Consider the following 12,786-nt stretch of genomic DNA (forward strand, 5'->3'; position numbering starts at 1 on the left):
GAAATCCTTGTTACGTTTGCAAAAGGAGTTTCAAGGGCTCTCGTATGACTTACTCGTTAGTCATACGACGATTGTATTTTCCAGATACATTCTGCTTGCATGGCAGCATCGGCAAAGCACCGATCAGCGCACACTTGGCGGTTTGTTTTATTTGTTATGCGATGAGGTTAGCACCTTGGACTGGGTCGTAGCCTTGCAACAACTCATCGATTTGATTCATGAGGTGACAACGAGGGCAAACAAAAAACTCTCCCAAATGATTAAAAGTCAACTCCAACAATGGATCGCAGGTTTGCCCAGTTATCTCAAGGCTTACCTGCCTTTTTCAAGCTGCGAAGTTTGAGTTCTTAATCTAAATCATTATCAACCCCAAAAAGCTCTTTTATCTCTTCTTCTGTTAAGCCACCATCTTCAATGTGTGGATATCGCTCAAATCCATTAATGTCAATTACGTACTCAACTAATGTCTTGCAATTGCTCGGGAACGATCCCCGTTAACGTCAGTCTGGCATGCTCATTGAGTTTTTGTTCGATCCGAAGCTCGGACAGACGGCTAAATTGGTAGGGGGTTACTTCCAGTTGGCCATATGTAATAGGATTTGAACTCATTTCGTACTGAACTCCCTTCCGTTACTTCTGAATTTCTTTCAGCGATTCCATGAGGCCCATGGCAATCGGCTTCCAAATTCGTCGTTCCTGTTCCCTGCAATTGAAATTGCAGACGAGTCCTTTGCCGCGCCATGCCGTCAAATATACGAGATTAAATACCTTTCCGTCCAAAGCGGGACTGAGAAAGAGAAGGTAACCTATCGTTTTATCGTTCACTTGTTTGACGCCGTTATCGATCCAAACGTTGGAAGGTTGAAATTTGGTCATCATGTCCAGCATAGCGTCCTTGGCCGCTTCGACTTCGTCGTCTTGCAGCGGCTGGGGGGTGTATTGAAAGCCTAGGCTGGTATCATACGCAGGATCGCTGTAAATGTACTTCGGTCTTGACTCGAAGGGGTATTTGGCTCTGGCAACCGGCTCCGGCATCAGGGCGAACCCTTTGGGAAGGCGGGTAGATAGGGCGTACTCCGGGATGAAAATCTCTTCAAATTCCATCGTTCCGTATTTCATATGAAGCGCACCTTCCATGATGCTCGCGCTCACTTCTTCCTGCGACAGCATTTCTTTGGCCGGAGGCGGGGTTCCACCTGCCTTGATCTGCTGCTTCCATTCGAGTATTTTCTCGTCCATAGATTCCATCGTTCATACCGCCTTTTTTCCGTGGTTTCGTTATGCTTGGAGAGGAGGTGTTTCCATTTAGTAAGTACTTGTTCCTTATATTGGTAATATTTGGATTTGAATTCATGTGAAAATCTCCACATTTTTGCTATAAATGGCTTCGGCGTTGTTTTTGTTATTACAATATTTTTATTAATTGATAATATTTATATATTTTGTTATTATTGTAATATAATGAAAACGTTATTTTAATATAAATATTGGAGGTATTTAAATGAGAAGATTTAGCACTCTATTGTTAACTGGGATACTTTTTTCCTCTAGTATCTTGCCTGTTGCCGCGTCTACCGTCGATTCAAAAGATTCTAATCAAATAATAGATGCTTTGTCAGATACCACTCTCGACTCTGCTCTGTCTGCTTCGCTGGAGGCTTACTTTGACGAAGATATTTCAGAAGCGGATAAGCAGAAACTTAAACTTGTTATGTCTAAATTGGATGAAAAACATCGTCAAGATGTAATTCATATTAATAGGGATGGTAGCGTCATTTCTAACAAGAGTGATAACGTAAAGAAATTCAAAGAAGGTAATAAAGAAAAACTTGATGCAACCGGTAAGTTAAATATGAGTGCCTCTGATTGGGGAATAAGGGATATAAATACAATTAAACCCGTGAATATTGAATCATTATCTACTGGTTGGAAACATCCAGACGACGAGTCTGAGAACGTAAATACAGGTCCCTATAGGCGAGCGCTATCAAACGTAGGGTATTCAAGACTTGTTGCTGATGTATGGTTACCCAAGAAGGGGGACGGTTTATATATTAGTAACAATGGGAATGAAAAAGCATGGGCATACACTGGAGCAATAGATAAAGACGGCGATTCCATTGATATTGGACTCGCTTATAATTATGAATCAGGACCAAATGCTTGGGATGAGACTTGGGGGATGGCTATAAAAGGTGCAAACAACGTCACTCTGCCAGCAGAAAAAAACTTTCAAGGAGGACAATATATAACCCTTGATTTTTATGTGTGGGCAAATAATGCGGTCGCTCTCTTTGCTGCCGGATATAATAGGCAAGGCTATTATGTCGGTTCTACTTTAACCGCAGAACTTCCATGGAGATATGATTTTTATGCAAATGGAGAAGGCATGAAAGTCAAAAGAATAACATCCATTGCACAATTAAATCAAGACTTAAATTCGGGTTCTGTATTCAAATATGCTCACTGGAGCAATGTCAAAATAGGTCAAAGGTATAATCCGAGTATCTCACAAGACTGGGGTAAGTTTTATGGATACCCAAGAAATCGAATTTTAGTTGATTACACTTCACAAAGTGATGAAAAGGTTTGGATTCAAACAGCGCCATTTTGATATAATATGTATATGCTGGGACATTATGTTGTTCCGGCATATATTCATAATAGCTTAATTTAGAAGGTGAATTAGTGAGTAGGTTGAAAGTTTTTTTTGTTATCCTTCTTTCGATTATCGTATTAATTTCGTTAGTTTATTTTATTAAATCTGATCCAAATTCTTCGGAAGAAAATGAAGTTAATCAAGTTATACACGAGTTTTATTCGGCATATATGTCCGACCCTTCATTGAATCAAGCTGCAAAGCACATTAAGATTGATAAATATGCAAATCAACTACTTCTTTATAGATTTTATTATGGTGAAATACAAGGTTTTAAGACCATTAATGTTAGAAAGGTCGTCAACAATAGATTTCAAATAAAAATGAAGGTCGATACAATTCGAAATAAAAAGAAAGTTGCATATCAAGATACAATTATTTTGGAACGAGAGAATGACTCATGGGTGATGGAAAAGTATGAAAGCACTAGTGATAGGGATTGGCCTAAACTACCATGAATGCAAAGAAGAAGAGCACGTACTCTCCTTCTTTGTTAGCCAGGCTTGTTTTTATGGATTATGCTGGGATTGATGGTGTTCCTAATAGCCAGCTTCACTTTTTCAATTCATAATGCCTGTGCTAATTGCGTGATGGCTGGTTGACGTTCCTCAGAACGGCTTAACCAGCATCAAGCACAGCACAATCAGCGGGATGATGATGACCAACGTGCCGAACACATCCCATGTGCTGGAAGCTTTCCGATACGCTGAGGTAAGCGCGCCTTCCGTTGGGCGGGAATGAGGGGAATGCCCCGGATTAAGCCGCTTCGCAAATACGCAGGATCGCTGTAAAAATTTACTTCGGTCTTGACTCGAAGGGGTTTGGTTTTGGCAACCGGCTCCGGCATCAGGGCGAACCCTTTGGGAAGACGGGTGGACAGGGCGTACTCCGGCAAGTACTTTGTCAGTAGCTTCCGCCGATGCCACTTGATGAGTGCTCTTGAGGTCGAGGCTGCGTATCAACAAATTCTCCGGAAGCATACACAAAAGCTTCATTTAACGATGCCGGGCACCGTCAGATGAAGCTTTCTCTTGTTTGCTGCGCTTATTGTGCTTCCTCCGCCTCTTCGTCCATCCCAACCGCCGCGTCGAAGACGGACTCTCCTGGGACGCTGGTTATTTCCTCTTTCGCCCGAACCTGCCGCTTGATGTTCTCGTAATAGCTCTGAAACGATTGGTCAAGCAGAGCTTCGCGGTTCGGATCGTCATTGACGTCGGAATCGACTTCCAGGCTTCGGATATCTCCTGCGCTTTCGTCTGCCGTTTTGTTGTGATCGGGGGTCATGGCGCATTTCCTTTCCTTCTAGCGGTCACTTGTTGTTCAAGTTTCTCAGCACTTGGGCCGGCATTCCTTTGCGGTCTTCCTCGGCTTTCTTTTCTTTGGTCTTATCGTCCGGGTTCGCCGAATTGTATCGGGCCGCGTCCATCCCGTCCATCCCGTCCATAATATTCATGGGAAATCCCTCCTTTACCGATATCATGGCTTTCGCCGGCCGATTTTATTCCGAGGGCCCGCGAGCGAAAGTCGCGCACTTGGTCTGGAACTTCCTCAGCAACTAAATTCAAAACAAGCTAATGCTTGCCCGTTGTGAGGCAGCATCCGGCTTATTTTTTTCCATTTTCAGCATTTATTCAGCTTCCGCTCAACGAACGCTCAGCCCAAACTAAGGTTCCATTAATGTACAGCTCCTATACTTCGAAGTGTAAGTGAAACACAAATTCCAATTCAAAGGAGACATGAAACCGCATGAAAACAATCGGAAAAAAATTGATGGCAGGAACTATTGCAGCAGGCTTTCTTCTCGGAGGAGCCGGATTGTATTACTCTCAAGCGTATGCGGCAACGACTAGCACGGAAAGCGGCACAAACGCAGATAGCGCGCAGCACGGACACGGGAAGTTCGGCAAGGGCGGCTTTGACAAGAAAGGCTTCGGTCGGGAAGAGCAAGGCTTCCGCGGCGGCGTGAACATTCTGAAAGAAACGGCAACGCTGCTTAACCTGGATGAGAAAACGCTGATGGACGAGCTGAAGCAGAACAAAACGCTGGCGCAAGTCGCGCAGGAAAAAGCGGGCTTGACGGAAGATGTCCTCATCCAAAAGCTGACCGATACCGAAACGAAGGCGATTGATGATGCGGTGAGCGCGGGCAAGATCACGCAGAATCAAGCGGACAAGCGTAAATCCGGTCTGGCAGACCACTTGAAGCAAGCCGTGACCGCGACGAAGCCGCAAGGTCAGCACGGCGAAAAAGGCGAAAGAGGAGCTTTCGGGATGATGGGCAATCCCGAGAATCTGACGAAGATTTTGGGTATTACCCAGCAGGAGCTCACCGACGCGATGAAAGCAGGCAAATCGCTGGCTGAAATCGCGCAGGAGAAAGGCATTAGCCGCGACCAGCTCATCAGCCAAATCAAATCGAATTTGGACGAAGCGATCGGCAAATTCGTAGACCGTAAGCCTGGACAACGTCCGGCTGCGCCTTCCGCAGATTCGACTAACAGCCAAGGTTGAGAGGAATATTATGGAAAAGATAGGCTGTCCCAAAAGTAAACTTTGGAACAGCCTCAGCAACAAAATAGGATGGTATTCGTAAAAAACCAAGGAGCTAAGCGGTCTGTTCTCGCTTAGCTCCTTGGTTTTTGGCGTCCACGGCGGCTTTCTGAGCAGATTGTGGGCAAGGGAAAGCCACCCGACCTCCAGACTTACTGTTCATTTTTTAGAATCTTTTATTAATAGTCATAGCATTGACTCATTCCGATCAGTCTGTTTATAATTATAATAAATCTCCTCAAACGACATATACTATTCAAAAAAATATGACTATTTCACAAATGAAAATTAGTTCGTTCAACCATGAAGCCTTAATTTTAAAAGGAGGTTCTATCAATGGATCACATTGACACAAATATTCTGTACCACCTTCAGCATCAAGCGCGAATTTCCATGACTGAGCTTGGCAAGTGCGTCGGTTTGTCACAACCAGCTGTAACGGAAAGAGTAAAGCGGATGGAGGAGAAGGGAGTAATCGAACAGTATCGTACGATTGTTTCTCCCGAAAAAATCGGAAAACATGTCGCAGCCTTTGTACCGTTTCATACAAGAGACTGTGATGGGTTTATTGATTTTTGCCGTTCCTCTCCCGAAGTGATCGAATGTCATCGTATAAGCGGGGAATACAATTATATGTTGAAAGTCGTTACCGATTCCATTCAATCGTTAGAGAAATTTGTAAAAAAATGCGATAAATATGGATCTTACACGATTGTAATTGTGATGTCATCTCCTATTGAGCATAAATTTTTCATTTCTGAAGATGAAAGTTCGCTTGCAGATCAGAATTAGAATGTAGATATGAAAAGAAATCCGGAAATCAAACCGGATTTCTCACATCGCGATTCATTGGGAACTGAATCTGAATCTATTCATAGAATACTGCTTCAGCGTTTTATGATTCGAAACCCATGCTCTTTGGCACGCCCTGTGATGAGTAGAGAAAGCAGTAGCAGGAGGAGCAGTACCCAAGGGAAGTTGCTGATACCAAGTATTTCGAGGAGGATGCCACCAACTATACCGCCGCCGCCGATGGCCAAGTTCCAACCCGTTACCAGCATCGACTGAGCTACATCGGCATTATCGCCAGCCGCATCTGCAACCGCCGTTTGAAGTAACGTCCCGGCTCCCCCATACGTCAACCCCCACAATGCAACGCTGAAATAGATGATAACGGGTTGATCGCTACCGATACCCAGCAGTACAGATGCCACAGCGAAGCCGGCTAGGCTAAATAATACGAGCAATCGCAACCAACGGTCGATCAGCATACCAACCATCCAAATACCAACGACGGAAGTAATGCCGAATAGAAGCAGTATCAAGTCAACTCGCCCAGAAAGCCCTGCCTGCGCAAGGAATGGCGCAATATAGGTATAGAGGACGCTATGCCCAAGTACCCAGAACAACACGACAAAGAGAACGGATCGTACCCCAGGTAGGATGAACACTTTGCGGAGGGGAAGTCGCTTTTCGGCAGCTTGCCCTGGAAAATCCGGTACTCCCTTGGACACCCAAACGATAAGCAGAAGTGACAGCAGAGATATGATCCCAAAAACAAGTCGCCACCCTACAAATCCCCCAATAAATGTTCCGATAGGCACACCGAGCAGAAGCCCAAGCGGAGCACCGGTCATCGCCAGCGCCAGCGCCCGTCCTCTCAAAGATTCAGGAACCATGCGGCGTGCATAGCCTGCGGTTATTCCCCATACAACACCGCCGGACATGCCCGCGATGAAACGGGCAGCTAATGTCAGTATATAGTTGGAAGATAAGCTGGTGATCGTGTTGAATACAAGAAAAACAAGGAGACACGTCAGCAGCAACGGCCGTCTTCGCCACCCGCGTGTAGCCGTGACTAAGGGTATTGCGGCCAAGGTGGAACCAAGGGCATATAAGCTGATGAGCTGGCCAGCAAGAGCTTCCGAAATTCCAAGTCCATCGCTAATCTGGGGTAATAAACCCGCAGGAAGCGTTTCGGTTAAGATACAGATAAACCCCGCCATCGCCAAAGCGAGTAATTTGCCCCGTGGAAGACGGTCAGAAGAAGCGTTACTCGCTGCACTCTGTGCGGCTGAAGCCATGTTCCGGTTCATATTTAATAGCACCTCTAACTCTATAATTTTTAGATCCGTTGATCTATGCCAAGCGAATGTCCGCTTAGTAATTTATAGTTTACAGGATGATTTCGATGTTTTACATACATGATTAACTGAATATTTATCATTTTTATTTTAATATCAATCAATTTTCGTCATATACCTATAATTTAAAATAATTGATTTTCACTTAAGCCCCCACATCTAAAGACGAGTTGAAAACGGTCGTTAATGCGTCTGCTCTCAACCCAAGTGTCAACATTCTGGAAATATCAATCTCCCATAGCGCTAAAAATAACCTGCCGGGCAACCGAAATCGTGCAAGACACATAAATCGTTCTACTCTAAGGTGAATAAGCAGTTGCTGAACTGCATTAGCCATATTCTCAAAAGTTATTCTTCCCTTGAATGAGGAGCTTTTTGATGACCTTCGATTCGATTATTAACGAGGAGATGGAGAAGTTATTAAAAGGTAAGGACACGGCGGAAACGACCTTGCAACAGATCGAGGCCCGTTCGCAAGCCGAGTTGGATAAAAAAACGGATGAAATCCCGGTTGATCCGAAAAGATAGTTTTGGTAGTATCATGTAAATTGGAAGAGGGGGGACTTGCGATGAACTATCCGGTTTTCAAAGAAGGAGCAACGATTGGCGTAACCGCCCCGTCCTCCGGGATGAGCCCGGAACTGCATGATGTGCTCAAGCTCTCGTGCAGCCGTATGCAGAGCAGAGGCTTTGGCATCGTTTGCGGAGAAACGGTGTGGACGCAAGAGAAGGCCAAGTCCTCGTCGGCTCAAGTCCGCGCGAATGAATTCAATGCCATGATGAACAATGATGCGATCGATATGATCATTCCGCCCTGGGGCGGGGAGCTGCTGATTGAGATTCTGGAGTACATCGATTTTGAACAGTTGCTGGGCAATTGGATTCTGGGATATTCGGATGTCAGTGTATTGCTGTTGGCTATCACTTTAAAAACCGGTATGGCGACGGCTCACGGAACGAATCTGGTCGATTTGCGAGGCGAATATTCTGACGAGACGACCGCCATGTGGCAAGCGGTTTTATCGACGAAATCAGGCGAATCCGTTCTCCAGCATTCCTCGCCGAAGTATCAAAAAGAGTGGACACACGCCGACCCTTCGCCGTGCATCTACCATTTGACGGAGCCTACGTATTGGAAAACCGTGTCCGAAGCAAAAACGTACATCCAAGGCCGTTTGCTTGGCGGCTGCATCGATATCATCCGGCATTTGGTTGGCACCCCGTTCGGCGACGTGCGGCATTTCCAGAAGCATTTTATTCATCAGGACCCTATCGTCTGGTATTTGGAAAACTGCGAGCTGTCCACAGCCGATTTACGCAGGTCGCTGGTGCAAATGAAGCTGGCCGGCTGGTTTGAGCATTGTTCGGGTATTATGTTTGGCCGCAGCAGCGCGAATCGTCCGGTTGAAGGCTACACGGCTGAAGACGTTTATCGAGAGCTGGCCGAGGAGCTGCAGGTCCCTATAGTTTACGATATCGATTGCGGCCATGTACCGCCGCAGATGACGTTCATCAACGGAGCGTACGCCGAAATCGAGGTCGAAGACGGCAAAGGGACGGTAAAGCAATTCTTTCATCCATAGCCCAAGCAAAAAAAGGTCAAAAGGACAGCGTGAACGTATCTGGAGCTTGTTGAGAATGAGGACTTTTACAAAAATAGAGATGCATACGGAGGCGGGGTATCCAGTGGAGAAGCGATAGCGGCCGCCTTTGTCTTCGGGAAATATCCGCTGACAAGCGGCTTCCAATCAAAATTTCCCGATGACAAGAGCGGTCGGAAGTGGATACCCCGCCCCCTCGTAACCTCTATTATCTCAATTGCCGCACTTTCTCAACAAGCTCAGACAGCGTAAACGCGTCTTTTTGACCTTTTTCCATCTATAGCGAAATCAAATCCCGCGACAGTTTGTTCAGCCGCTCGCAGCCGTTGTCCGTCACCAGTACCATGTCCTCGATCATGATCGAGCCGACACCGTAGCCGTAGTACGGCGTCTCCAGACAGATGACCATGCCGGGCCGGAAGACGGTTTCCTCCGACGGGCTCAGGAACGGGGCTTCCTCGGCCGCGAGACTCAGTCCCGCGCTGTGCCCCAGATGGCCCCGGTTGTAATTCGGGAGGCCCGAGCGGCGGATCAACGGCATCACTTCGTCAAAAGCGCGCTTCATCGGCAGCCCCGGCTCGATCAGCTCCAGCAGCCGGTCGTGTCCGGCCCGCAGCGCGCTGTAGATGCGCTTCACCATATCCGACGGCGTGCCGAGCACGAACGTGCGTGCAATGTCCGAGCCGTAGCCGGCCACATCGACGCCGACATCGAATTTGATCAGATCGCCCGGCTGTCCCGGACGCGTATCGAAAATATGCGCAGGCGCAAAATGCGCTCCGACCGAAATCATATGGAAGCGGGAGGACGAGCCATCGGCATGCGTCAGCAACGCGAGTCGGAAAGCGTCGGCAATCTCCGCCGCCGAGCTGCCCGCCCGGATTCCCTTGATCGTTTCGGCGATGCCGATTTCGGCGTATTCGCAGCTCTTGCGCAGCTGCGCGATTTCCCAAGGCGTCTTGAGCGCGCGCAGCTCGGTCAGGATCGCTCCGGCTTCCGTGAATTCCAAGCCCGGGACGGCTTCGCGCAACGCATTCACGGCAGGATACCGCATGGAGTTCAGTTCCACGGCGACCCTGCCGCCGCCAATTCCGTGTTCGGCCAGCACCTGCCCGAGCAGCCCGAACATTTCCTGCACTTGATGGTTTACGGGCCGTCGCCCCTCGTAATTGCCGCCGCGCAGCCCGAGCGGATCGTCGACGTCGACCCAGGTCGGGTACGTGCGCAGCTCGCACTCAGGCAAATCCGCCGGAACGCCTGCGGCCTCAAACTCGTTCATGATGATCACCGTGCGGCGGCTCGGGTCGCGGAACATCACGGCCAGCGCGACTTCATTCATACGCAGCGTATACATAAACGTGCTGGGGTGACCCGACAGATAGTAGAAATTTTCACAGCTTGACGCCACGAGCGCTTCCACATTTTCCTTCTCCATGATCGCCCGCGCACGCTCCGCGACGTTCTTCAAATGCTCTGCTTTGCTCGGAACCACAATGTCCACTCCTTCCAATCTTCCTCGTTATTCCGTCTCCGGCGCGCCTTCGATTTGCCGCAAAAACTTGCGGGCCCGCTCTGTCTGCGGCTGGACGAAAAACTGCTCCGGTGCGCCCTCTTCCTGAATTTTGCCGTCGCTCATAAAAATAACCCGGTTCGCCGCTTCTCGCGCAAACTTCATCTCATGGGTGACGACGATCATCGTCATGCCTTCTGCGGCAAGCTTTTTCATGACGGACAGCACCTCGCCCGTCAATTCGGGGTCGAGTGCGGATGTTGGCTCATCGAACAGCATCATCTGGGGCTGCATGGCAAGAGCCCGGGCAATCGCGACCCGCTGCTGCTGGCCGCCGGACAGCCGGGAAGGATATTCGTTCTTCTTATTTAACAATCCCACCTTGGCGAGCAGCGATTCTCCGATTTCGACGGCCTGTGCCCGGCTCATCTTTTTAACAATCGTGGGAGCCATAATGACGTTCTCCAAGGCGGTCATGTGGGGGAACAAATTGAACGACTGGAACACCATGCCGGTTAATGTGCGGATGTGCCGGATCGCCTGTTTCTTGCTTGCAGCGTCCATGGAGGCGTCCCATGCCGCATCGCCCACCCGGAGCGATCCCGCGTCAGGCTCCTCCAGCCCGTTCAGGCAGCGTAGCAGCGTGCTTTTGCCGGAGCCGCTCGGGCCGACCAAGACCACGATTTCACGGGAGCGAATATGTAGATTGATGTCGCGGAAGACGACCAGATCGCCGAAGCTTTTGCCGAGTTGGTTTACCTCGATCATGCAGATCACACGCCCTTAATAAGCTTTTGACAAACGAGATTCGATGCGGTCTAAAATGTACGAAAAGAACATGCTCATCACCCAATACATGAGAGCAATGGCGATATAAAACGGCATGGCGACATAATATTGCGCAATCAGCAATTGGGCGGAGCGCAGCAGCTCGGTCACGGTAACGACGGACACGAGTGATGTCTCCTTCAGCATCCCGATAAACGTATTGCCCATCGGCGGGATCGCCACGCGGGCCGCCTGCGGCAGCACGACCCGCCGCATCGTCTGCCATGGGGTCAAGCCCAGCGACAGGGCTGCTTCGGTCTGCCCTTTGGGTACGGACAGAATCGCGCCGCGGAACGTCTCGGACAAGTAGGCGCCGATGTTGATGCTAAGTGAAATAAAGGCCGCTGTGAGCGGCCCGAGCGTAATCCCGTAGTCGGGTAGTCCGTAATAGATAATGAAGATCTGTACCAGAATCGGGGTTCCGCGAATGATGGACACGTAACCTTTGGCCAGATTACTTATGAGCCAATTTCCTTTGAGACGGGCGATGGCGACGATCATCCCGATGATGAGTCCGAAGAACATCGAGACGATCGTGATCAGCAGTGTATAATACGCGCCCGTCAATAGAAATTGGAAGTTCTGTAAAACCAGTTCCATGCCGTGCATCCTCCCGGTCCGCGCTGATTAGAAGTTCGGGTCTACGCCAAACCATTTTTGGAAAATCTCTTTGAACGTGCCGTCGGTTTTCATCTCGGCCAGCGCTTTATTGATGGCGTCGAGCAGCTCCGGGTTGTTCTTGCGGATGGCGACACCGGCAAAATCCTCTTTAATCGGATCTCCGACCGCTTTGACCTTGAACTGGTTTTTCTCGATCAACGGCTTGATGGCGAATACGTTATTGATCGTCGCGTCGATGCGGCCGACGTTCAGGTCCTTTAGCGACGTGATGACATCGTTATACGTAGCGATTTCGAACGTGCCGACCTTTGGCATGGCGACGTCGCGCAAATATTTCTCGTCGTTCGTGCCGAGCCCGACGCCGATCTTTTTGCCTTTGAAGTCTTCGAGCTTTTGGATCGTGGTGTTGTCGCTCTTAACGATGACGTTCACGGCGTTTTTCACGTAAGGTGTCGAGAAGTCCATCGTTTTCTTACGATCTTCGGTGATCGTGACCTGGCTTACCAGCGCGTCGTATTTATCCTTTTGCAGCCCTTCGATCAGTCCGGAAAATTCGCCGGTGATGAATTCGACTTGAACGCCCAGACGTTTGGCTACTGCCTTGGCAACGTCCGCATCGAAGCCGTCAATCTCGTGCTTGTCGTTCAGGAAGTTGTACGGGGCATAGGTGCCCATGAGCCCGACTCTGATTTTGCCGGCTTTCTTGATTTGCTCAAGCGAGTTAGCGGCGGTTGTCGTCTCGGCCGGTTTCTTGCCGGCGTTCGCATCCGGAGTCGGAGCCGGCTTGCTTCCGCAGCCCGCGATCGTGATCGCAAGAACGCTCAGCAGCGAAGCGGATTTAAACCATTTGCTTAGTTTGATAGACATAACAGT

General features: G+C 48.8%; 15 protein-coding genes and 1 pseudogene. 7 read left to right on the forward strand and 9 right to left on the reverse strand.

The features are described from left to right. A pseudogene (locus tag BLO51_RS26000) lies at nt 1-343 on the forward strand (IS4 family transposase); the annotation flags it as partial. Between the two features lie 113 nt (nt 344-456). On the opposite strand, the gene BLO51_RS29500 reads toward BLO51_RS26000, so the two are convergent. Together BLO51_RS29500 and BLO51_RS26005 are read right to left on the reverse strand one after the other, a co-directional pair. Continuing rightward, nucleotides 457-609, reverse strand: a complete 153-nt coding sequence (locus tag BLO51_RS29500; protein ID WP_167670339.1) for a hypothetical protein — start codon at nt 607-609, stop codon at nt 457-459. A 21-nt stretch (nt 610-630) separates the two neighbouring features. Then, nucleotides 631-1,248 (reverse strand): hypothetical protein, encoded by a 618-nt coding sequence (locus BLO51_RS26005; RefSeq protein WP_090676499.1) that lies wholly within the window; start codon nt 1,246-1,248, stop codon nt 631-633. A 253-nt stretch (nt 1,249-1,501) separates the two neighbouring features. Here BLO51_RS26005 and BLO51_RS26010 point away from each other — a divergent pair, with 253 nt between their 5' ends. Beyond that, on the forward strand, nt 1,502-2,614 hold the full coding sequence (locus BLO51_RS26010; protein WP_090676502.1) for a hypothetical protein: 1,113 nt from the start codon (nt 1,502-1,504) through the stop codon (nt 2,612-2,614). Between the two features lie 74 nt (nt 2,615-2,688). Then, on the forward strand, nt 2,689-3,117 hold the full coding sequence (locus BLO51_RS26015; protein ID WP_090676505.1) for a hypothetical protein: 429 nt from the start codon (nt 2,689-2,691) through the stop codon (nt 3,115-3,117). A 586-nt stretch (nt 3,118-3,703) separates the two neighbouring features. Here BLO51_RS26015 and BLO51_RS26020 read toward each other — a convergent pair. Both BLO51_RS26020 and BLO51_RS29505 read right to left on the reverse strand, forming a co-directional pair. Next, a complete protein-coding gene (locus BLO51_RS26020) occupies nt 3,704-3,943 on the reverse strand; it encodes a hypothetical protein (RefSeq protein ID WP_090676507.1) in 240 nt (79 codons plus the stop codon). Between the two features lie 25 nt (nt 3,944-3,968). After that, the gene (locus tag BLO51_RS29505; protein WP_167670340.1) at nt 3,969-4,112 is read right to left on the reverse strand and encodes a hypothetical protein; all 144 of its coding nucleotides are present in this window, start codon (nt 4,110-4,112) and stop codon (nt 3,969-3,971) included. A gap of 293 nt (nt 4,113-4,405) precedes the next feature. Here BLO51_RS29505 and BLO51_RS28895 point away from each other — a divergent pair, with 293 nt between their 5' ends. After that, the gene (locus tag BLO51_RS28895; protein WP_143006996.1) at nt 4,406-5,170 is read left to right on the forward strand and encodes a hypothetical protein; all 765 of its coding nucleotides are present in this window, start codon (nt 4,406-4,408) and stop codon (nt 5,168-5,170) included. A 375-nt stretch (nt 5,171-5,545) separates the two neighbouring features. Further along, nucleotides 5,546-6,001 (forward strand): Lrp/AsnC family transcriptional regulator, encoded by a 456-nt coding sequence (locus BLO51_RS26030; protein ID WP_090676510.1) that lies wholly within the window; start codon nt 5,546-5,548, stop codon nt 5,999-6,001. 95 nt (nt 6,002-6,096) lie between these two features. Here BLO51_RS26030 and BLO51_RS26035 read toward each other — a convergent pair whose 3' ends face one another. Then, on the reverse strand, nt 6,097-7,305 hold the full coding sequence (locus tag BLO51_RS26035; RefSeq protein ID WP_090676512.1) for an MFS transporter: 1,209 nt from the start codon (nt 7,303-7,305) through the stop codon (nt 6,097-6,099). A gap of 426 nt (nt 7,306-7,731) precedes the next feature. On the opposite strand from BLO51_RS26035, the gene BLO51_RS29510 reads away from it, so the two are divergent. Both BLO51_RS29510 and BLO51_RS26040 read left to right on the forward strand, forming a co-directional pair. Continuing rightward, entirely contained in the window at nt 7,732-7,881 is a 150-nt protein-coding gene (locus tag BLO51_RS29510) for a hypothetical protein (protein ID WP_167670341.1), read from the forward strand. A 41-nt stretch (nt 7,882-7,922) separates the two neighbouring features. Next, nucleotides 7,923-8,936 carry a S66 family peptidase gene (locus tag BLO51_RS26040; protein WP_090676515.1) on the forward strand — a complete coding sequence of 338 codons (1,014 nt, stop codon included), beginning with the start codon at nt 7,923-7,925 and terminating at the stop codon, nt 8,934-8,936. 295 nt (nt 8,937-9,231) lie between these two features. Here BLO51_RS26040 and BLO51_RS26045 read toward each other — a convergent pair whose 3' ends face one another. From BLO51_RS26045 to BLO51_RS26060, 4 genes are read right to left on the reverse strand one after another with little or no spacing between them, the layout of a single operon-like run. Further along, on the reverse strand, nt 9,232-10,446 hold the full coding sequence (locus BLO51_RS26045; protein WP_090676549.1) for a M24 family metallopeptidase: 1,215 nt from the start codon (nt 10,444-10,446) through the stop codon (nt 9,232-9,234). A gap of 27 nt (nt 10,447-10,473) precedes the next feature. Continuing rightward, a complete protein-coding gene (locus BLO51_RS26050) occupies nt 10,474-11,232 on the reverse strand; it encodes an amino acid ABC transporter ATP-binding protein (protein WP_090676519.1) in 759 nt (252 codons plus the stop codon). A gap of 15 nt (nt 11,233-11,247) precedes the next feature. After that, the gene (locus tag BLO51_RS26055) at nt 11,248-11,892 is read right to left on the reverse strand and encodes an amino acid ABC transporter permease (RefSeq protein ID WP_090676521.1); all 645 of its coding nucleotides are present in this window, start codon (nt 11,890-11,892) and stop codon (nt 11,248-11,250) included. A gap of 27 nt (nt 11,893-11,919) precedes the next feature. Beyond that, a complete protein-coding gene (locus BLO51_RS26060) occupies nt 11,920-12,780 on the reverse strand; it encodes a transporter substrate-binding domain-containing protein (protein ID WP_090676523.1) in 861 nt (286 codons plus the stop codon). Between the last annotated feature and the right edge of the window lie 6 nt (nt 12,781-12,786).

It is taken from the genome of Paenibacillus tianmuensis (assembly GCF_900100345.1).
Classification (GTDB): Bacteria; Bacillota; Bacilli; order Paenibacillales; family NBRC-103111; genus Paenibacillus_G; species Paenibacillus_G tianmuensis.